Annotated in this window: 16 protein-coding genes; 11 read left to right on the top strand and 5 right to left on the bottom strand. The window is 41.3% G+C overall.

From position 1 onward, the window contains the following. Nucleotides 1–9: 9 nt before the first annotated feature. Genes L0657_RS23230 through L0657_RS23215 form a run of 4 tightly spaced genes read left to right on the top strand, consistent with a single transcriptional unit; the run spans nt 10 to nt 6889 of the window. Nucleotides 10–3585, top strand: a complete 3576-nt coding sequence (locus L0657_RS23230; RefSeq protein WP_235153161.1) for a hypothetical protein — start codon at nt 10–12, stop codon at nt 3583–3585. After that, nucleotides 3585–4796, top strand: a complete 1212-nt coding sequence (locus L0657_RS23225; protein WP_235153160.1) for a hypothetical protein — start codon at nt 3585–3587, stop codon at nt 4794–4796. Before L0657_RS23230 ends, L0657_RS23225 begins: the two co-directional genes overlap by 1 nt. 18 nt (nt 4797–4814) lie before the next feature. Beyond that, entirely contained in the window at nt 4815–6524 is a 1710-nt protein-coding gene (locus L0657_RS23220; protein WP_235153159.1) for a hypothetical protein, read from the top strand. Further along, nucleotides 6521–6889, top strand: a complete 369-nt coding sequence (locus L0657_RS23215; RefSeq protein WP_235153158.1) for a hypothetical protein — start codon at nt 6521–6523, stop codon at nt 6887–6889. The genes L0657_RS23220 and L0657_RS23215 overlap by 4 nt, the downstream gene beginning before the upstream one ends. 50 nt (nt 6890–6939) lie before the next feature. Here L0657_RS23215 and L0657_RS23210 read toward each other — a convergent pair whose 3' ends face one another. Further along, nucleotides 6940–7797: a polysaccharide deacetylase family protein gene (locus tag L0657_RS23210; RefSeq protein WP_235153157.1), complete on the bottom strand. Its 858-nt coding sequence runs from the start codon at nt 7795–7797 to the stop codon at nt 6940–6942. 352 nt (nt 7798–8149) lie between these two features. Here L0657_RS23210 and L0657_RS23205 point away from each other — a divergent pair, with 352 nt between their 5' ends. The 3 genes from L0657_RS23205 (at nt 8150) to L0657_RS23195 (ending at nt 10472) form a co-directional block, all read left to right on the top strand. Next, nucleotides 8150–8833 carry an HAD family hydrolase gene (locus L0657_RS23205; protein ID WP_235153156.1) on the top strand — a complete coding sequence of 228 codons (684 nt, stop codon included), beginning with the start codon at nt 8150–8152 and terminating at the stop codon, nt 8831–8833. A gap of 122 nt (nt 8834–8955) precedes the next feature. Then, complete coding sequence (locus tag L0657_RS23200) at nt 8956–9783, top strand: tetratricopeptide repeat protein (RefSeq protein WP_235153155.1); 828 nt, start codon at nt 8956–8958, stop codon at nt 9781–9783. Between the two features lie 26 nt (nt 9784–9809). After that, nucleotides 9810–10472, top strand: a complete 663-nt coding sequence (locus L0657_RS23195) for an OmpA family protein (protein ID WP_235153154.1) — start codon at nt 9810–9812, stop codon at nt 10470–10472. 111 nt (nt 10473–10583) lie between these two features. On the opposite strand, the gene L0657_RS23190 is transcribed toward L0657_RS23195, so the two are convergent. From L0657_RS23190 to L0657_RS23175, 4 genes are read right to left on the bottom strand one after another with little or no spacing between them, the layout of a single operon-like run. Further along, on the bottom strand, nt 10584–13700 hold the full coding sequence (locus tag L0657_RS23190) for an efflux RND transporter permease subunit (protein ID WP_235153153.1): 3117 nt from the start codon (nt 13698–13700) through the stop codon (nt 10584–10586). Between the two features lie 39 nt (nt 13701–13739). Then, nucleotides 13740–14795: an efflux RND transporter periplasmic adaptor subunit gene (locus L0657_RS23185; RefSeq protein ID WP_235153152.1), complete on the bottom strand. Its 1056-nt coding sequence runs from the start codon at nt 14793–14795 to the stop codon at nt 13740–13742. Between the two features lie 20 nt (nt 14796–14815). Next, nucleotides 14816–16144, bottom strand: coding sequence for a TolC family protein (locus L0657_RS23180; protein ID WP_235153151.1), 1329 nt, complete (start codon nt 16142–16144; stop codon nt 14816–14818). 54 nt (nt 16145–16198) lie between these two features. Beyond that, nucleotides 16199–16672: a MarR family winged helix-turn-helix transcriptional regulator gene (locus tag L0657_RS23175; RefSeq protein WP_235153150.1), complete on the bottom strand. Its 474-nt coding sequence runs from the start codon at nt 16670–16672 to the stop codon at nt 16199–16201. 269 nt (nt 16673–16941) lie between these two features. Here L0657_RS23175 and L0657_RS23170 point away from each other — a divergent pair, with 269 nt between their 5' ends. From L0657_RS23170 to L0657_RS23155, 4 genes are all read left to right on the top strand, one after another. Further along, a complete protein-coding gene (locus L0657_RS23170; RefSeq protein ID WP_235153149.1) occupies nt 16942–17472 on the top strand; it encodes a gluconate 2-dehydrogenase subunit 3 family protein in 531 nt (176 codons plus the stop codon). 41 nt (nt 17473–17513) lie between these two features. Next, nucleotides 17514–19229 carry a GMC oxidoreductase gene (locus L0657_RS23165; RefSeq protein WP_235153148.1) on the top strand — a complete coding sequence of 572 codons (1716 nt, stop codon included), beginning with the start codon at nt 17514–17516 and terminating at the stop codon, nt 19227–19229. 126 nt (nt 19230–19355) lie between these two features. Continuing rightward, entirely contained in the window at nt 19356–19826 is a 471-nt protein-coding gene (locus tag L0657_RS23160; protein ID WP_235153147.1) for a (2Fe-2S)-binding protein, read from the top strand. Between the two features lies 1 nt (nt 19827). Continuing rightward, nucleotides 19828–22038, top strand: coding sequence for a molybdopterin cofactor-binding domain-containing protein (locus tag L0657_RS23155; RefSeq protein ID WP_235153146.1), 2211 nt, complete (start codon nt 19828–19830; stop codon nt 22036–22038). Nucleotides 22039–22183 lie beyond the last annotated feature (145 nt).

Raw genomic sequence — 22183 nt, 5'->3', positions numbered from 1 at the left:
CTTACAGCCATGTCTTCATACATTTTTAGAAAATATCCGGGTTATAACCCCAACGAAATACAGGATTGGAGTCAAAGCACAGGCATCGATCCTGCGAGTTTTGATCCTGAAAATATAGCTTTTGGAAGGGGCGCGTCCAAAGCCGGAACGTCGATTCCGTCACCAATGGCGAGGCTCGAACTTTTTGATACGGCCTTTCAAATCGTCGCTTCTGATCGTGGAAATCTGGATGGGAACACCATTTATCATCAATTGGTATCAGATTGTCTGGATGTTTTTCAACTCTTGTTCAATTCCAAAAATTCTGAAATTGGATCTGGTAAAAAGATCTGGTTCAAGGAATGGAAGGTGCAGGAAAACATCGGCAGACTAAAAGAAAAAGGTAAAGACCATCCGCATACTTTGCTGGCCAAATCGCTGGAACAGATTTTTAACGACAGAGACAACAGCAGATTTTCAGAAATGGATAGTCTGTTTCTGATCTTTTATGAAAACAAATTATTAGGCGGAACTTCCCCGTTATCCTTGTTTTTTACAACGCCAAACTGGGCGCGGTATATCAAAAACAATGACATCAAAACAGTTCCGCAAAGCTCGGATGGGAAGGTATTTTTTAGCAACGATTACCGTCCGCTGTTTAAAAGAGACCACGAGTTCATCGAATATATCTACAAACTTTCGCTTCAATTTAAACCTGCATTTGCCAAAGCAGACGGCTTCCGGAAGTATCTTAATAAAACAGTAGACCGCTATTTTCCGGATTTCAGACATCAGTTCCCTGACTATCAGCAGGCAGGAACAAGCCTGATGGATAATGAATACAGCAAAATTAAAACCAATGTTGATGGTAAGTTTCTGACCGTCAACGGACTTTTCTTTTTCCACCAGAAAGAAGAAAAAGAAAAAGAAAAAATCAAGTCGGTCAGCGATTTTATCATCCGGGCTACGGAGAGCAAATACCGGGATCAATACAATGACAAAAACGAGCAGCAGCTTGTAGAACCGCCATTGGTTCTGGTCGATGGGATGAATATTCCTGGTGACTATATGGAAAAAAATATTCCATGGAATTCTTCAACCCGAATTAAAGATTTTTACCACCGCGGTGTGCCTTTGTTTGAAAGAAAATTGCCTCAGGGAAATGCGTTGACAACGGTTACTTACCCATTTCTTACCATCGATGATTTTCTGGAAGATGCATTGGTAGAAATGCCTTATAACATCAACAGAGGGAAATTTTATACCGGTTTTGGTGGAGATTTCAAATATTTGCTGCCCATCAAAAAGGAGTATTTTAACTTTTTCAACCTGGCGGATTTAAAATATAATTTGTCTACCGAGGTTAATGACGGGCAGGTCACTGTAAATCTGAAAATACCTGTAAAAAACCGCAGAGGTGTATCTGAAATCGTGTTTTCAAGAAAATATGAAAAAGGTAAATCCATTGTGGAGTACCGTTCAGATTTAGGGATTTTTCCTTTTTATCAGATCAATGATCCGGATCCGAGATTAAAAGATCTGAACGATTATACCATTCTGCTGGCGGAACGGAATGAGCGAATGACACTGAAAGCATTGGAGTTTTATTCTTTCAAAAATTTCGCTTCTGATACCACAAACCTGATCACAAGCGTCGACGAACGTTCAAACTGGGCTGATATTAACGCAGGAAATTCCGGTTCAACTTCCAGATTTTACAAAATTAAGGAGGCTTTTGATTATATCCAGTTGGCCTATACGGATCCAAACGGCATCGATTCCGGTGGATTGATCATCCCGAATTTTGAAACGAAAACTTTCAATAAAGACAACCTGACTAAGGCGTTTACCTTCGCCATAGATTTCGGGACATCGAATACGCATATTGCCTATATGCAAAATGGTGAAGCTTTGCCAAAACCGTTTGATATCGGTGAGCTGGATCAGCAGATGGTTTTGCTTAATGCACCAGGGAAAAATGAATCGGGGGGAAACAAATTTGATGTCTACGGAAGCGCAACCTGGATGGATTTGACGTTAAGAAGGGAATTTTTGCCACCACTTTTAGGACCGGGCCAAAACATTTCTTATCCCTTCAAAACGGCAACCTGCGAGATTGTTTCTTTTAATAATATTCAAAACAAATCTCTGTTCAGTCACATTAATATTGGTTATTATATTGATCAGGAAGAAGTTCAGGCAAGCAATATCAATTACACAACTAACCTGAAATGGTTGCTGGAAAACAACAATAACGATTCAAACAAGAGCCGTGTAAGTGCATTTTTGAAACAGCTTTTGCTTCAAATCAGAGCAAAAATTATTCTGAATTATGGTAATCCTGCTGACCTGAAAGTGGTATGGTCTGTTCCGCTAAGTATGGAACGTGGCATTAAGTCAGAACTGCGAAAAGTATTGGACGGCGCTTTTAAGGATGTGTTTAAAAATTCTGGCGCCAAATTACTGGACCCGATTCCGGAATCTGTTGCGCCTTATTTCTTTCTGACCAAATCTGATACGGATATTCAGGATACAGCCAATGTGGTAAACGTAGATATTGGTGGCGGAACGACGGACGTGATGATGTTTATGGAATCATCCGGTAACCGGACTGATAAGTATCTGACTACTTCATTCCGTTTTGCAGGAAGTGATATCTGGGGAAATGGCTATCGTAATAAATTGAAGGACAACGGTTTTATCCGAAATTACCTGAGTTATCAGAAGAAAAATTACATCAGTCCGAATGAGATTAAATATTTCAACAAAGTAAAGGATGATACAAATCTCAGCGCGGACGATCTTGTAAGTTTGTTGTTCCGTTATGATGATTTTAAATTCAGCGATTCCATTACGATCGGAAATCCGGATCTGCTGATTATTCCTTATCTGCATTACAGCGCCATTATTTTCCATTTGGTACAACTGATTGAGATTAAGGATTATCCGTTGCCAAGGTATTTGTCATTTACCGGAAAAGGAAGTCAGTATATCAAATTGCTTTGTGGCGGAGATGAGCGGGATCTGGAAGATTTTACGCGTTTGCTCATTAATGCCTACACAACCAAAACGCTGCAATCCGGATTCAAAATTCACCTGAATACGAATCCAAAGGAGATAACGGCCAATGGTTCGATTCTGTATGCGCTGGCTTCGGAGGATGAGAAGGAAAAATATAGAAAAAATATGGACTTCATTCATCCGGGTTTTGATCCTAAAACGAATTCGGAACTTGAATTGAAGCTTTCTACCGGCTCCGGCAAATTTAGTATTTCCGAGACTTTTGAAATTGATAGTCCGCTGAATGTGGCTGTGCTGAATAATCTGAATTCGTTTTTGGAGAAAACACTTAACAATACCGAGATCACAAGATTCCTGAAAGACTTCAAAATAAATGGGCTTAAAGAGTCATTAAGACTTTTGCAGTGGAACAATAATATTTTCAACGGTGAAGGTTTGATCTACGACAGTTACCGTAAAGTTTTGCAGGATTTACACAAACAGGAAGGTGAAAATGAAATTTCAGAATCACTGTTTTTCTTTGCCTTGAAAGACGCTTTATATCGCCTTTCAAAAAGTATAACGGAAATTAAACCAGTTGTTTAATGAAGAAGTGGGTGATTTTGGTTGTGCTTTTGGTCTGTCAGATTACATCTAACGCACAAGGCGGCGCAGATAAGCAGATTTCAGAAGCAAAATTTCAGATCGTAAAAGAAACGGTCGAGTTTCTGGCTTCGGACAAAGAAACTTTCAAGGATGTAAAAGAAAAACAGTGCACGAATTGCAAAGGATATAAAGATCTTTTGCAATTCGTAGAAAAAAATAAGATCAAAAAAGCGGATGGCTTGATTGCTGAATGGAAGAAAATTAAAATTGATACAAGTTTTGACGGATGGAAAAACAGCATTCAAAAATTCAAAAATCAGGTAGTTGGCGATATAACTTCGGGAGCGAAAAGTAAGCGGAAGAATTTTCAGAATTATAGTGCATACGTGGGCCGTCTCGAATCAACTATTGAAAAAGTATCTATTGCTGAACCGATTGAAGATGTGCCGGATATTCAAAAAATAGAGGAAGAGCCAGGACCTGTTGTTGAATCAAAAGTAACAGAACCAGAAAAAGTAATGTCAGAAAAATCATCAGAATCAGCAAGTTTTTTTGCGTTTTTACTAGATCTTTCCAAGGATATGTCATACACGATCATGCTGCTTTTGGTAGCTGGAATTCTGTTTTTACTGTGGGTGCTTCGCAACAAAAATCAGGTTATTGAAAGAAATGAGAAAACTTTGAATGATCATTTGCACAGGAGCGGAAGTACAGAATTTCAGTCGAAAAATTTAAGTAACGAGTTGAAATCTGTTAAACAAAAATTAAAAGAGGCGGAGGCGGAAATTGCGATTCTTCAGGATAATGTGAGGGCCGAGATGGAAAGGAATGAGAGGCTTTCTGTCGTTCCGGAAATTGAAAAAACCTTGGAGCAAGTGCCGGTTTTGGCGTCGGAATCTTCTATAAAATATGCCCGGTACGCCGATTTGGGAGATGGATTTTCGGTTCAGGAATTGCTGGACGAAGAGGATAGCGAGACCATATTTGAGATCAATTTAATAACCCCAGCTACGGCCACTTTTAAAATATCAGGTAATCAGAACGCCCAGCGTTATGCACTTTCAAACTCACCATATTTTCTCGGGAAGACTAGTCAGTATGATACTTTTCCATCCGGTAACAGTTTGATTAATACGGATATACCTGGTGAATTAAAACTACAAGGTAACAAATGGCTGATCGTTAAGCCGATCCAGATTAGTTTTAGTTAACAGAAATATTCAACAAAAATGGCGTTATTAGAAAGCCTGAGGCAGCAATTAAGGGACCTGCTTATTTTAAATCATGGCGATATTAAAATAACAGAATATCCCAATCTGGTGTCTGATGGGAGAGACCTTGATCTTACTCTGGGACAATTAAATCAACTTATTCAGCAGATTTATTCAGAAATTGACTGGCGGCCTTATGAGTTAATCAATGCAAAACTTGAACTTGTTTTTCGCAAAGGTATCCTCACTACGGATCAGTTTGAAGAGATCGTATTCCTCGTTAGGGATAGCGTTAACAGAAACATTGTTGAGCAATATATTATTTCCGAATTAGGTAAGCGAAATTTTAAACCACGTGAAGTCAACCATGCTGATCCGTTATCGATCCAAAATAAATGGATGACGGATTCCATCTGGCTGGAATATAAGGAAAGTCTGATTGAGGTAGAATGGCTTGGAGAGAAGGCAAATACGCTGGGTAAACTTGGTGATATCTCATTCAACAATAAGGACGATGCAAAGTATTTTCTGAGGAATGGGAATTATCTGCCAGGTCTGGTAACTGCGCTAACAAAAAGTGCATCAAGAGCGGATGAATTTGCGAGAATAATTGAAGAGGAATTTGATTCGGAAACACGTTATTTACGCATTCTCTACAAATTAAATCCCAATTTACCCTTCCGTTTCGAGGACGAATTATATACTGACGTTTCTGTTTTATTGCAAAAAGCATGTGAAACTTCAAAGGGTTATGAGGCATTACTGGAAACGTATAGAAAAGGAATTCTTCAGATATGGATTTTGGAGTCGGATCCATTGGTGGCAAGAAATCTTTCGACGCAGTACGATCTTAACAGTTTTCTGCAATTCCTGTATAAAACTGATTCTGATCTTCCTTTCTTTATTGAAAATCAGCGATTTTCGACGCCGGAAGCTTTGGCGGAATATGCTAAAAAAGATTTTTCGATCTGGCCTGCTATTGCTGAATCCATGGCTGCCAAGAATATCCAGGAATGGTTTACCGGTATTGGAAAAGAGGATTGGAATGATCAGATAGCTGATAGTTATGCTTTTATCCTGCATACTGGTTATTATTCGGAGCCGGAAATCAGGCTTGGTATGGTTCAGGCTTTGTTTCACATTATAAATTTGCTTTCTGACAAACCGAGACTTCAGATTGACCAGCAAAGAGTGCAGCTATTGTCGATCAATGGTGGTGTTACGGTGAACCACCGTATTCATATCAACCTGAAAAATGAAGGCTATGTTAAGGCAAAAGTGTACTTCAAATTTTTAAAAGAAGGGATTTCGCTCAGCAAGGATATTCTGGAATTTAATAATCTGGAAGGTAAGTTGAGTGAAAATATTGACATCATTATTGATACTGTTTTATTGCAAAAGGAGGAGCTTTACCATCTTGAACTGGTAGTTTCCTCAGTTTACGAAGACATTGTCATTCCGGTCGATATAAAAGTTGTTTTCCCTAAAAAAGCATACATCACAAAACTTGCCCTTTACGGTTTTCTGACGGCCTGTTATTTTGGTGCTTTCAGGTTTCTGTTGGGCGTTTTTACAAATTATAAAGGCTGGCTGGTACACAATCCAGAAATCGGTAACCCTGACGATATTATTAGAGATTCGCCGTTGCTGTCCTTTTTTTTGTTTGTCCTATTTATTTTAGGAGGGATAATTTCTTTCAGTCTGGTTAAAAAATATGAGAAGATATGAAAGACGGAAAATCTATATTTGTGGTATTGGTGCTGATCGTATTTGTGGTTTATGTGATGCGCAATTTTCTCGGGAGGGTAAGCGCATTTTTCTTCGTTCCGATAGATAATTTACTATTCATCTCCCACAGCATTCCACCGGTTCTGATGTGGATGATTTTCGGGTTGTTGATTGGAGTTATCTATGGTTCTTTTATCGCAATTAAAAAGTACCGACTTGATTTCAAGTTACTTATCTCTCCTGTACTTGCTTTACTTGTTGGTATAAGTTTGATCTTACTGGCTTCATTTGTTGTGAAAAAGTTTAACAAAAAACCGGATGAGAAAGTAACTGACAAGGTTGTGATTGACGGTGGCGATCGATAAAAAATAGTTCTTTTAAGAGTGGTATTTAATTTCGTTTGTGATTTGTTGAATTATTTCTGCAATGTCGCCAAATCTCTGTAAGCGATTAACTGAACTCCTTTTTCTTTGATCGCAGCTTTTACTTTATTGCTGGTAAATAGATCAGTCACACCTTGTCTATCCTCGGCAACATTTTCGTATCCTATGTGAGAGATGGCTTTCAGTTCCGCATCATCCAGTCCGGGATGGTCGACAAAAATGTATGTTTTGCCGGCTTCAAGTTTATCAAGCATCTTGATAAAACTATTGAATTTGTCCCCGGACGTTTTGCGAGGACCGTCATAACTTACATAACCATCCACTTTTGGCTCAGGGTCAATGGGTATTTTGTATTCTTTGGCAAGCTTTCTTGTCAGTGCTTTAACTTCTTCGGTAATACCTGCACAGCCCATGTGAGACGATATATGACTGATACGTGGTATCTTTTTCATTGCCATTTCAATTTGTGCGCGAAACTCCTTTTCAATATCAGATAGCTGCCAGTCGTTCTCAATAACCGACCTCTTAGGATAATTTTTATTCGGGTAAATCATAGGAAGGAAATAACCATCTGAATCTTTCAAACTACTGCAATCGGTCAGTGGTCTCCATTTAACATTGTCCCATTCACTGGTTATAGCCAGATGAATTCCCACATCTGCTGTTGGATTTTCATTCAATAATTTCACAGCCTCCGGGAACCACGGAGACGGGACGATTACTTCAATTGAAGTTTGGATGCCTTCTTTGAAACACTTTATGAGTGCAAGATTCCCCGAGTGAGAATAACCCATATCATCGCCTCTGACAATAAGCCGGGGCGGATTCTTTTGTGCGAAAGCTCTTGTTGACAAAATAACGAACACCAAAAAGTAAAGGGATTTTTTCATGAGAATGTATCGTGAAATATGGTAATGGAAATTTACAATTGGTTTATGAAAAAGCAAGACATTCCCAATGGCTAAAGCCTGCGGCTCGTCGCGAGTTTGCGGCTCCCAGGGCTGAAGCCTTGGGTTAGTTTAGCTGCATGTTGAATATCCTTTGGCTAACGAGTCGCAATTCAAAACAAAGTCCACTCCGCAGCGTCTTCGTAACCCAGGGCTTCAGCCCTGGGTGGCTAGCACTCAGATATATCCGGCTTTAGCCATTGCGGTCACGAACAGCTTAACAATTTTTCCGTAAGCCAACCTATCGTTCCAATTTCGAAAATCCCTACTTTTGACGTAATTAAAAATCAGAACGATGGATGTAAAAGTAATTGCGTTTGATGCGGATGACACGCTGTGGGTTAACGAGCCTTATTTCAGACGCGCTGAAGAGGAGTTTTGCAATCTTCTCAGTGAATATTTGCAACCGCATGCCTTGGAACGAGAGTTGCTGAAAATCGAAATTGATAATTTGCCGCTTTATGGGTATGGAGTCAAAGGTTTTATGCTGTCAATGATCGAAACGGCTTTGAAAATCTCCGACAAAACGATCAGCATGGAACATATAGAAAAAATCCTTGATTTGGGTAAAAACCTGCTCAATGAGCCCATTGATCTGTTGGATGGTGTGGAAGAAGTGCTGGAAACTTTAAAAGATAAATACCGGCTGGTTGTCGCGACGAAAGGTGATCTCCTGGACCAGGAAAGAAAGTTGAAAAAATCCGGATTAAGCCATTATTTTCATCATATTGAAATCATGTCTGAGAAGGACGATGCTAATTATCGGAAATTGATCAAACATCTGGATATTCTTCCAGAGAATCTGGTGATGGTCGGTAACTCTTTAAAATCAGATATTTTACCAGTTTTAAATATTGGCGGATATGGGGTTCACGTGCCTTACCATATCACATGGGTACATGAGCAAATTGAACATACCATAGAAAATAAAAACTTTCGGAGTGTCGAAAATATTAAAGAGATTTTGCAATTTCTTTAACTCCATGACATTTTCAAAAAAAAACATAGCTCAGGCACTCTATTTTTAGTGTTTCCATACCAGTCAACTTTCATGATTATCGTCATGACCGATTGAGTGGCATTTTAACTCATTATGATTTTATGAAGACAACAATTAGAACAGTTATGATGCTTTTTGCGCTGGCACCTTTGTCCACCATGGCGCAACAGCTCATCACAACCTCAAACAAATGTTTCAAGCAAATTCAGGAAGGCAATAAGCAGAATGATCAGGGGCAGTACCAGGAAGCGCTGGTTACTTTTAAAAAAGTTTTGAAAGACTGTTCAGCGAAGGATGCGAAGGAAGATGGAAATATTGGTATGGCAATTGCGTCGAACGGTCTGAAAGAATATGACGATGCTATTACCTCCGCGAACAATGCGATCAAGGTTGGCAAGGAAAAAAATGTAACGGCGTATTATGCCAGAAGTTTTGCATACAACAAGTTAGGAAGGACGGAAGATGCAAAAGCAGATATCGTCAAGATAACAGATCTGACCAAAAAGAACAAGGATATTAAAGCACGTGCGAAAATGTTTGCACAGCTCGCACATTTGGATTTTCAGCTTAATATGCTGGCAGAAGCGGATACCAATTTGACAAAAGCGATAGAACTTGATCCGGAAAATCCTTCATTTTATACCCAAAAAGGAGATATGATGATCAAGATCAATAATTATGACGACGCTTTTGTTGCTTATGACAAAGTATTGGAACTAGGTAAAAATGATCTTGAAATCTATCAGATCAGAACGGAAGCCAGACTCAAACAAATGCAGCAGAAATATGTTACGACCGACATAAATGAGTTATCTAAAAGAATGACTAAGCAAGAAAAAGGCACTGTTTGTGTCGATATTAAAAAAGCGTTGGATCTTGGATTAAGAAACTTGCAGCTTGATTTGCTAGCGAGTACGATTTGTGAATAATTATTGGAAAATTAAAAATTAAAATTGTGAGAAAAAACAGCGTTATAATATTAGTGTTAGCCTTTTTGATCGGCTGTAAAAGTTTGAATAATACACAAAAGGGAACTGGTATCGGTGTAGCAGGAGGGGCGGCGGCCGGTGCTGCGATTGGTGGACTACATAACAAAAACAGCGTAATTGGAGCATTAATTGGTGCGGCTGTCGGTGGTACCGCCGGATATCTCATCGGTAAGAATATGGATAAGCAGGCGCAGGAGTTGAAACAAGCCATCCCTGATGCGACTGTTGAAAGAGTGGGAGAAGGCATTAATCTGACATTTAATTCGGGATTGTTATTTAAAATTAATTCAGCGGAGCTAAGTGAGGATGCAAAGCAGGAGTTGAAAAAAGTGGGTGGGATTTTAGCTAAATATGAAGACACGCAGATTCTTTTGGAAGGCCATACGGACGACACTGGCTCTGACGATTTAAATATGAATTTGTCTGAACGCCGGGCAGAATCAGTGTCATCTTATCTGGAAACTCAAAATATACCTTCGTCAAGACTTAAAACGAAATGGTATGGTGAATCGCAGCCTAAATATCCCAATGACAGCGAAGCAAATCGTGTGAAAAATCGTCGGGTTGAGTTGGCGATTTATGCAAATGATGATATGAAAAAAGATGCTGAGAAGGGAGAATTGAAGTAAGGTTTCACGCAAAGGTACAGAGTTAAAAAACGCAAAGGGCGCAGAGTTTTAAACTTTGCGCCCTTTGCGTTTAATCTTTCCTTCTTTGCGTGAAAGTGAAACCTTAATGGATTATCCCACACTAACTTCCTGAGAATGAACTTCCGGCTTTTTTTTCTCAAAACGCGCCTTAATCCGGTCCACGACCAGATAGGCCGAAGGCACAAGCAATAACGTCAAAACCAGCGAACTTGTCAGACCTCCTATAATTACCCAGGCCATGCCATTTTTAGTTTCCGCTCCTGCACCACTCGCCAGAGCAATTGGCAACATACCGAAAACCATCGCCAGGGTGGTCATCAAAATTGGTCGCAGACGCTCTTTTCCAGCTTCCACCAGCGCATCGACAACATCATGTCCCTGTTCTTTTAAGTGGTTTGTAAAGTCAACGATTAGAATCGCGTTTTTCGCTACAAGACCCAGAAGCATAATCATACCGACGATTGCAAATACGGTTAAACTTTCCATCGTTAAGGCCAGCGCTAAAAGTGCACCGATGAGGGCAACAGGAATTGAAAAGAGTACAACAAACGGATAAACCACACTTTCATACAGACCAACCATAATAAAGTAGACCAGTAAAATCGCAATAACCAGCGCCAATCCAAGGCTACCAAACGCGTCTCCCTGTTGTTGAAGTTGACCAAGATACTGAATTGAAATGCCGTTTGGTAGTTTCAAAGTTGCCACTTTTGCCTGGATATCCGAACCTACCGTTCCAACAGGGCGGCCAACAACTTGCGCATTTACCGAAATGGATGAAAGTCTGTCAATCCGCTGCAAAACACTTTCTCCGATCTGTTCTTCAACCGTTGCAAATTGTGATAATTGGAAGGATTGTCCCTGACTATTAACAAATGAAAGCTGGCTGATATCGGAAGCATTCGTACGGTCAAACTGATCAAGACTAATCAGAATATCATACTCTTTTCCGTTCTGTTTGAATTTGGAACGGTCATCTCCACGGAAACCGTTTTGCAAGGCGACGCCAACTTCTGCTGCATTTATTCCGAGCTGAGCCATGCGGTCGCGATCCAGATTTACTTTTACTTCCGGCTTGGGATCTTGTACAGAAAACTTTACGTCCTGTGTTCCCGGAACAGATTCCGTCACCTGTTTAACCATCGCCGAAGCCTTACGAATTGAATCCAGGTTGGTACCTTTTACTGCAATCTGAATAGGCGCCTCAGAAGTTCCAACCAAGCCTGTGGGACTTACTGTCACTTTTGTTCCCGGAATTCTTCCAATCTCTTCTTTCACAATCACACTGAATTCTTCCGTGGAAGCAATGCGCTCTTTTTTATCAATCAGTTTGACATTCAGCGTTGATAAATTCCCGTTCGACGAGGACGTTAGGTTATTGCTGCTGTAACCGATATTGCTGAAAACATTCGTAACCTCAGGATGTTTCAACAACATTTGTTCAGCCTGCTGAGCCACTTTATTACTCTCGTAAATCGATGCAGTAGGGGCAAGTTCAATCTGCACAGTAAATTCTCCCTGATCACTTGCGGGCATAAAAGCAGCTCCGATAAAGCCTGTTGGTACCAAAGCGATAGCGCCAACTAACAAGGCAAACACACCAAGGAATACATATCTTTTATGGTTTAGAATATTTACCAAAATTCTTCCATAACCATTTTGCAGCCGCGTCAGGAAGTTTTCAAAACCTAAGTTTAGTTTTCCCCATAAAGACGTTTTGCTCAAAACTTCCAGCTTCCCGAAACGTGAAACGAGCAAAGGAGTCAGTGTGAAAGAAACGAATAAACTCATAAGCGTTGAAAATACCACAACGAGCGAGAACTCACGAAGAATGTTCCCGATAAGTCCTCCGGTCATGGCCAGCGGAACAAAAACCACAACGTCTACAAGAGTGATCGCCAGAGCGGTAAAGCCGATTTCACTACGTCCGTCTAGCGCGGCCTGCCAGCGGTTTTTACCCATTTCCAAATGTCGGTTGATGTTCTCCAAAACCACGATCGAGTCATCGACCAGAATACCGACAACAAGCGAAAGCGCCATCAGCGTCATCAGGTTTAGTGAAAATCCAAGCACATACATCAAAATAAATGTCGGAATAATCGACGATGGAAGTGCCACAAGTACGAACAGAGATGAGCGGAAACTGTGCAGGAACATCAGCATAACAACCGATACAATTGCAACAGCCAGGAATAAATCGAAGACAACCGCATCTGCCGAAGCCAGTGTATAAGTTGACTGATCTGCGGCAATGTTAAATTTCAGTCCGGTTGAGGCATACTGTTTTTCCAGATCAACAATTTTTGCCTTGACCTGTTTGCTTACTTCGACAGCATTTGCATCTGATTGTTTTAACACCTGCAAACCGATCGATGGCATCGCGTTAATGTGATTAATCGCGGTTGGTTTTGCTGTCGCGTCCACCACTTCCGCAACGTCTTTCAGCAAAACCTCGCCGCCGTCTGTTGCTCTGGAAACAACTAAATTTCTGAATCCTTCTGTATTTGCAACGGAAGCATCATATCGGATTGACAATTGTGATGCCCTCGTTTCCAGACTTCCGGCAGGGTAACTCGTATTGGCGTTGTTAATTGCCGCAGCAATTTGCCCGATGGAAAGATTGTACGCTCTCAATTTTTGAGCGTCCACATTAACCTGAATTTCTCTTTCATTCCCGCCAATCAAATCAATCCGGCCCACACCGGCGGCATTGGAGAGCTGCGGTTTCAATTCATCATCAATCAGGTCATAGAGTTTCGAAGGTGAAATATTTGCCGTTACACCCATACGTAGCACGGGAAGTTCGTCAGTCGAAAATTTGTTGATCGTAGGGCGATCTGCTTCATCCGGTAAAAGGTTGATAATCTGCTCCACTTTGCGCTGTGCATCCTGTTGTGCCAGTGTCACATCGATGCCGTTTTTTAGCTGGATTACTACGATGGAGGCACCTTCCTGAGAGGTTGAATTAATTCGATCCAACCCTTCAATCGAAGCAAGCGCATCCTCAATCCTTTTCGTTACGTTGGTCTCAACCTCATCCGCCGATGCTCCGCGATAGGTGGTCGAAACGCTGATTACATTTGCCTCAAATTTTGGCAAAAGGTTATAAGAAAGCTGCTGGTAACTGATCACGCCGAAAAGAATCAAAACGGTGAAAATCGTGGTAATCAACAGTGGTCTTTTAACTGATAATTCGGTTATAGACATAATTTTATATTTAATGGATTTCCGAAAGTCACTTCCGGACTATTTTGAAACTTGAACAGGTTTCCCGTTCGTAAGATTTAGTTGTCCTGTCGTAACCACCTGATCGCCCGGTTGTAATCCGCCCAGTACTTCAATATTATTCCCAAGTTCCCGGCCGATCGTTAATTTTCTTTGCTGCGCAACGTTTTGATTTACAACATATACGTATGGATTTTTAATACTTTCGACCAATGCCACTCTCGGAATTTGCAGCGACTTTTCCTTTGATTTTTGAGAAAAATCTACGTTCACGAATGTGCCGGCTTTCAATTGTCCTGAATTCGGGACCATAATTTCCACCGGATAGCTGTGCCCATCGTTACCCCTCGGCGCGATATAAGAAATTTGTCCACTAAACATTTTTCCAGAAAGCACGTCTGCCGTTACCTTCACTTTTTGACCTTCACGCAGTTGGTAAACATCCTTTTCGTTAACCATAACCTGCACTTTCAGGCGGGATACATCCAGAATCGTGGCAAGTACAGTACCAGCGTTTACAAATTCACCAACCTCGATGTCCTTCTTGACAATACGACCGCTGATTGGAGCTTTTACCGTAGCATCCTGGATTTGTTTTCTGATTTGTTCTGCTTTGTTAACAGCGTTTTCATAGTCAAATTTTGTCTGGTTCAGCTGCAATTCTGTCGTCGCGTTTCCGGCATACAGTTTGTCGTAACGGGCCACATCTTTTTGTAGTTTATCAATGTTCAGCTGGGTAGCCTGTAAAGCGAGTTCGTTTAATTTGTTGTCAATTTGGATCAGTGTAGAGCCTTTCGAAACGTTGGTACCAAGATCAAAATTAACTTTTAAAACCTGCCCCTGGCTTGTCGCCATAAGTGACGTCTCTTTGAAAGGGATGAGATTTCCTGTTTTTAATAACGACTGGCTGACAGTATCTTCTTGTACTTCAACAACCGTCACCGGTATCGCTGCATTTGAAACTGTCACAGGTTTATTTTTTTCGTCAATCGATTTCTTGTTCGAAACCAGCCTGGCGCCGATCAGGATTACGACTGCCAAAACGGCGAGCGAGATTATTATCGTTGTCTTTTTCATTATGTTATGCTTTTGTGATGTCAAAGTTGGTTATAGAAAGGTAGAAGTGTTCCTTGTGCCTGTTCCAGATCGAGTCTTGCCTGATAAAAATTGATTAGCGAATTGACATAGTCAGTTTGCGCCTGGCGATATGAATTTTCTGCATTAATCAGATCTGTCAGTGGTGCAGTGCCCTCTTTGTATTGAAGCGTTGTGATGTCATAAACTTTCCGCGCCAGCTGAACATTTCTGTCATCATTTTCAGTGCTGTATCTCGCCTGTTCCAATTGTGTCTGAGAATTGTTAAAGGCAAGGCGATAGGACTGGACGTTCAACTTTTGCTGTTCTTCCTGAGTCATCACTTTAAGTTTGGCCTGCTGAATCTGGGCATCCCTGCTAAAACCGTCGAAGATTGGAATATTTAAACGAAGTCCGATTGCGCCAAAGCCTGAGAAATTTTTAAAAGCCTGACTGAATTCGTTAGTCAGAGCGAGCTGTCCGTAACGTGCTGTGAAACTCAAACGGGGCAGATATCCAGCTCTGATGCGATCCTGATCAAGTCTGTTCAGCGTAAGTTCATTTTCAATAAGCTGAAAATCAGTCAGGTTCTTTGCATCAAACTGTGCATCCTGGATGTTTGGGATTTGCGACAATAGCAGCGAATCTTTTAAATATAATTCCTGATCCTGATTCAGGCCCATTTGATATTTCAGACGATTCAAAGCTAGTGTGACATTATTTTTAGCCAGCGTCAACTGTGATTTGTTCGAGTTGTAACTAACTTCCGTACGGTCATAATCTACTGGCTGAATTACCCCATTATCACGCTGTAATTTCAAAATATCCAGTACCTGCTGTGTTTTTTTGAGGTTATCTTCCAGCAAGGAAATTTGCTGTTGTGAAACAAAAACCGAGTAATAATTTTTCGCAATCTGATAAATGATTTCCTCCTGCGTTGACCTTTCATTTAGGTCAGCCCGCTCCTGATTGGGCTTGTTTGCCTTTATTCCTATTAACAGAGACTGATCAAAAATCGCCTGTTCCGCAGAAGCTGTGAAATTGGTTTGGAATTTAGTACCCAGCGCCACGCGTGTTGGCTCCGGTCCGAAAATTCCAGCCGGAAGTGCAGTGGTTTGCAGTTTTAAATTGTCATCAAAAGTACCGGCTCCCGAAATCTGAGGTAGATAACTCGACAAAGCCTGCCGCGACAGCTGCCGCGCATTTTCTTTTTGGTATTGAGCAATGCGCACCGTCCCGAAATGTTTCAGTCCGTAATCAATGCAGTTTTTTAAAGACCAGGGAGTTTGTGCCTGAGTTAAGAATGGTAGGGAAAGAAGTATCAGAACCTTACCAAAAAATCCTTTTTTCATACTAATAGGTTGATGTGTCTACTGTGGATATATCAACTATATATCCAATTTTTTTTATTCTTTAATTACATTTGAAATCTTTCTGGAAATTGAAATCAAAGAATCGATTTCCTCCCGGGTAAGTGACGCTGTCATTCTTCTGTCGATATCCTCGATGGATTCCATCATTTTTGTAACGACCAATTTTCCTGCCGGTGTCAGTTCAATCAGATTTTTCCGGCGATCATTCTGGTCTGCAACAATTCTTACGTACCCATCCCGGGCAAGGGTCTGAACAGAGCGTTGTATGCCTCCCTTGTCTTTCTGAGAAAAATTTGCAATTTCCTGTTGCGATGGCGAGTTGCCTTCACGGAGATAAACAACAAATAAAATCTGAAGCTGCTCAACCTGCAAAGTGTAGCCCATTTTGGCCAGCTCCTTGTTTGTATTCCGGCCGACGAGATGGGAGACCGTGATGATATTGAATATCATCATCTTGCTCAGACGCTCATAGTTGGCTTTGTTCAGTTCTTTAACTTCTATATCCATAATACAAAGATAAAATAGGTAGACATATCAACCAAATTTATTATGCTAATATTCACTTTATATTTTCTAATGAAAGAAAAATATACTTATACCTGGATTAAGTTGAAAAAAATATTTAAAAAATCAAGTATTGGGTGAGCAAAATTGTTAATTTAACTGTTGTATTATTTAACTTACGAAGTTATTTGAATTCGATAGCGGCGGGTAGTTTTATCCGTTTGACTTTCAAGAACAAATCCTGAATCAATTATTAACTATTTTCTTTTGAGATGAATCGTAGAGAAGCCGTTCAAAAATTGACCCTTCTGATGGGAGGCGTTATTTCAGCACCTTTAATGGCTGGTGTGATGGGAGAAAGCCTGAATTTTGGCCCATCTGTCGAAGTTTCTGCTGAGCAGGAAGCGCTGCTTGCCGAAATTGCTGATGTTATTATCCCAACTACAAAAACGCCAGGCGCGAAAGCTGCAGGTGTAGAGAAATTTATTACGCGTGTAATGCGTGATTGTTATGTGGAAGAGGAACAGCAGAAATTTTATGCTGGGGTCGAGAGACTGAATAAAAGCAGTAATGATGTTTATGGAAAAGGATTTGCAGCACTTGACGCGACTCAGAAAAATGATATCGTAAAACGCAGCACGACGGCAGACAAGCCTTTTTTTCTGCAAATGAAAGGACTTACAGTAACCGGTTATTTCACATCCGAAATCGGAGCGACACAGGCGTTGGATTATCTTCCGATTCCTGGCAGATTTGAGGGATCCTATCCGATGAAAGAGGGACAAAAAACCTGGGCACTTTAAGATCTTAACCTTTCTAAATCTATTAAAAATTAATTGTCACCATGGCGAATTTAAATGTTAATGCAGTAAAAGATATGACCTACGATGCCATCGTAATCGGTTCGGGAGTTTCCGGCGGTTGGGCAGCGAAGGAATTGACTGAAAAGGGATTAAAAGTTTTGATGCTTGAAAAAGGGAAACCACTTGAACACGTTACAGGCTACGAAAACTCGTTGAAAGATCCCTGGGAAATGAAATATAATGGTCGTTTGACGGTTAAACAAAAAGAAACGCATCCATTCCTTTCCCGCGATTATCCTTATAATGAGATGACGGAAAAGTACTGGATGAACGATTCTGATTCTCCGTATGAAGAAAAGAAAAGATTTGACTGGTTCAGGCCAAATATTGTTGGCGGTAAATCCATTATGTGGGGCCGTCAGTCTTATCGTTGGAGTGATCTGGATTTCGAAGCAAACCTGAAAGACGGAATTGCGGTCGACTGGCCGATCCGTTATAAAGACGTTGCACCATGGTATTCCTATGTTGAAAAACATGTAGGGATTTCGGGTGAAAAACTGGGTTTGCCTCAGCTTCCGGATAGCGATTTTTTGCCGCCGATGGAAATGTATCATGTTGAAAAAGAAGTCCGCAAGAGACTTGAAAAGCAATTTCCTGGTCGTACCATGACCATTGGACGCGTTGCAAACCTTTCACAGCCAGATAAAATCCAGCTGGAAGGCGGCCGTTCTCCATGTCAGTATAGAAACCGTTGCTCATATGGTTGTCCGTATGGGGCCTATTTCAGTACGCAATCAAGTACGCTTCCGCCGGCAGTGAAAACAGGACTTTTGACACTTCGCCCCGATTCTGTTGTTAGAGAAATTGTTTATGATAAAGCAAAACAAAAAGCGACCGGCGTAAAAGTTACAGATTCTGTGACTTTGGAGGAGCGTGAATATTTTGCCAAAATAATATTTGTTTGTGCCAGCGCAATTGGTTCTGCGCTTGTTCTTTTAAATTCAACTTCGGATCGTTTTCCAAATGGTTTGGGCAATGATTCCAGCGAACTGGGACACAACCTGATGGATCACCATTTCCGTACCGGTGCCAGCGGTGTGTGGGAAGGCGATCTGGATAAATATTATTTCGGTCGTCGTGCAAACGGTATTTACGTGCCTCGTTATCAGAATATTGGAAACGATAAGCGTGATTACATTCGCGGATTCGGATATCAGGGAGGCGGCGGACGCCAGGGCTGGCAGCGTAATGTGGCTGAACTTGCTTTCGGTGCAGATTTCAAGGAAGATCTGACAACGCCAGGACAATGGACGATGGGTTTTGGAGGTTTCGGTGAAACATTGCCATACCACGAAAACAGAATGTTCCTGAATAAAGAGAAGAAAGATAAGTGGGGGATGCCAACGGTTGTTTTTGATGCCGAATTACGTGAAAACGAAATGAAAATGCGTAAAGACATGATGAACGACGCAGCTGAAATGCTTGAAAAATCAGGTGTGAAAAATGTAAAAACGCATGATAACGGTTCGTATCTGGGTATGGCCATTCACGAAATGGGAACGGCTCGCATGGGTCGTGATCCAAAAACTTCGGTTTTGAATGGAAATAACCAGTTGCACGCTGTGAAAAATGTATTTGTTACGGATGGCGCTGCGATGGTCTCAGCATCTTGCGTGAATCCATCCTTGACTTATATGGCACTTACGGCGAGAGCTGCGGATTTTGCTGTGAAGGAACTCAAAAAGAAAAATATCTAAACAATTTTCGTCCAGGTCGTATCCCGTCAGCCAATTAACTTGGGTTGACGGGATTTTTTTTTACGAAGTTCATTTGTACTAGGTTGGCTTGATTTTTATGGTTTATCAATAAAAAAGTAAAACTGTATGGCTGCTAAAATCACGCTAAAAGTAAATGGGAAATCGTACCAGGAGGATGTTGACCCTGATATGCCGCTTCTTTATTTTCTTCGAAATAATTTGCAAATGAATGGTCCGAAATACGGATGTGGTATTGAACGCTGCGGCAGTTGCATGGTACTTTTGAATGGAAAAGCAAATCCATCCTGTGTGATTCCTGCCTCCGCGGCGCAGGAGTTTGAGATTACAACGTTAGATGCGTTAGCAAATGGCGAGAAACTGGATATTGTTCAGGAAGCATTTATTGAAGAGCAGGCTGCCCAATGCGGATATTGTCTGAATGGTATGATTATCTCTGCAAAGGCGTTATTAAGCGAAAATAAAAATCCCACAGATATCCAAATCCGGCAGGCGCTGCAACGCGTATTATGCCGATGTGGAACGCATACCAGAATGATCCAAGCAGTGAAAAACGCAGCCCAGAAAATGAATGAATAGTATGGAAAATCATAATAATTTTAATGCTTCCAGAAGAAATTTTTTACAGAGTTCCGGTCAGTTGATTGTAGGATTTAATTTGATCACTTTTCTTGAATTAGACAATACTGAGACTGATTTATCGGGAGAACCTGGTAAAAAAAATATAGTTGATTCCTGGATTACGCTGGATTCGGAGGGCATGGTGACGGTTCTGACAGGCAAGATGGAGTTAGGTCAGGGGATAAAAACTGCTCTGATGCAGATTGCTGCGGAGGAACTTGATGTGGCCATGGAAAAAGTAAAGATTGTTATTGCTGATACCGCCCGAACACAAGACGAACGTTACACGGCCGGCAGTGCTTCCATTGAAGGAAGTGGAAAAGCGATCAGGAACGCTGCGGCCGAAGCCCGGAAATATTTGCTGACTTTGGCTGAGAAAAAGATTGGAACCACAGCGGAAAACCTTTTTGTAGAAAATGGAAAGGTAATATCAAAGACAAACCAGCAAGCGGTTTCTTATCAGGAATTGATTAATGGTAAGCGGTTTGAAATTGAAGTGACCGGAAAGGCACCAGTAAAATCTCCCCAAGACTACAAGTTAATTGGCAAGCCTGTTCCGCGTAAAGATCTGTCGCTTATGGCGTCCGCTCAGCCATACTATGTTCAGGACCTGCGTTTTCCGGAAATGGTGCATGCAAGGGTATTACGGCCGCCGACTTACAACGCGAAACTTTTATCACTGCCAAAAAGCGAAGTTTTGGCTTTACCGGGCGTTTTAAAAGTTGTAGTAAACGGCAGTTTCGTGGCTGCAATAACCACTGAGGAATACCAGAGTATAAAGGCACTTAATCGAATGAAACAAATGGCAAAGTGGGAAAGTCCGTCGGTTTCTCCTTTGCAAAAAGACTTATATACCGATATTCTGAACAACACTAAATCATCAGAAACTGTTGAGGAAAGAGGAAATGTTGAAGAAGCCTTAATAGCGGATTCGAAGAAACATGAAGCAATTTACAAGCGTCCTTATCACATACACGGCTCCATTGGTCCGTCGTGCGCCATCGGTCTTTGGGAAAATAATCAGTTGACAATCTGGACGCATAGTCAGGGAGTTTATCCTTTGCGCAAAACGCTTTCTGATCTTTTGAAAATTTCTGAGGATAATATCCGCACCATTGGTGTTCCGGGAGCTGGTTGTTATGGTCATAACGGTGCAGATGATGTGGCCGCGGATGCTGCATTACTGGCAATGCAAATGGAGGGAAAACATGTACGTGTACAATGGATGCGCGAAGACGAGCATACCTGGGAGCCTTTCGGTTCAGCAATGGTTTTTAAACTAAAAGCAAGTATGGATGATTCAGGAAAGATTAATTCCTGGTATACCGAATTGTGGTCAGACACGCATAGCAGCAGGCCAGGAGGGAAAGCCGGCCATTTTATTGCAGCCCGTGATCTGGAAAAACCTTTTGATTTCCAGACCGGTGGGTTTTCCGGAGGAAGCCATCGAAACTCGATCCCGTTGTATAATCTAAAAAACAGAAAAGTTGTCCTGCATAATTTTAAGGGGCCATTGCGTACGTCTGCGCTGCGTAGTCTGGGTGCATATGCCAATATTTTCGCGCTTGAATCCTTTATGGACGAGTTGGCTGAAAAGGCGGGGGAAGATCCTGTGCAATTTCGTCTGGAACATCTGACGGATGAACGGGCAAAGGAAGTTATTACAACGCTGGTGAATAAAGCTGGCTGGCGGAAAAATAAACAAGAGAATTTTGGTGAAGGGATTGCATTCGCACAGTACAAAAATGCAGCATCCTATTTTGCTGTCAAGGCCGAAGTGACCATTGATCCAATTAAAAAAACTTTCAAAGTGACAAAACTAACTGGATCAATAGATGCCGGGCAGACGATCAACAGCGACGGGATTATCAATCAAACTTCCGGTGGAATGATTCAGGCTGCGAGCTGGACACTTTTGGAACAGGTAATTTATGATGAAAAAGGTGTTCAAAGTAAAACCTGGGAAAGTTATCCAATTCTCCGTTTTGGAGATGTTCCTGATACTGAGGTCATACTAATTGACCGGCCGGAAAAACCTCCGCTCGGTGCAGGAGAGGCGGCGCAAGGACCGACGGCTGCCGCAATCGCCAATGCAATTTTTCACGCGACAGGTTCAAGGCTCCGCGATATGCCGCTTACTGCTGATAAAATAGACTGGACAAAAGTCTGAATTGCAGTTTTCCATTTTGAGAAAAAAATCTAAAAAGCTTATCATTCTGATAGGCTTTTTTTTATGCGGTAATTTAAGTTAACCTGCTATTAAATTGTAAGACAGGTTGTTGTAACGGCCGGTTAAGATTAGGTTCATTTTTGGT

The organism is Dyadobacter sp. CY345, from assembly GCF_021502725.1.
GTDB lineage: Bacteria > Bacteroidota > Bacteroidia > Cytophagales > Spirosomataceae > Dyadobacter.
This window is presented reverse-complemented; position numbering and strand designations above follow the sequence as displayed.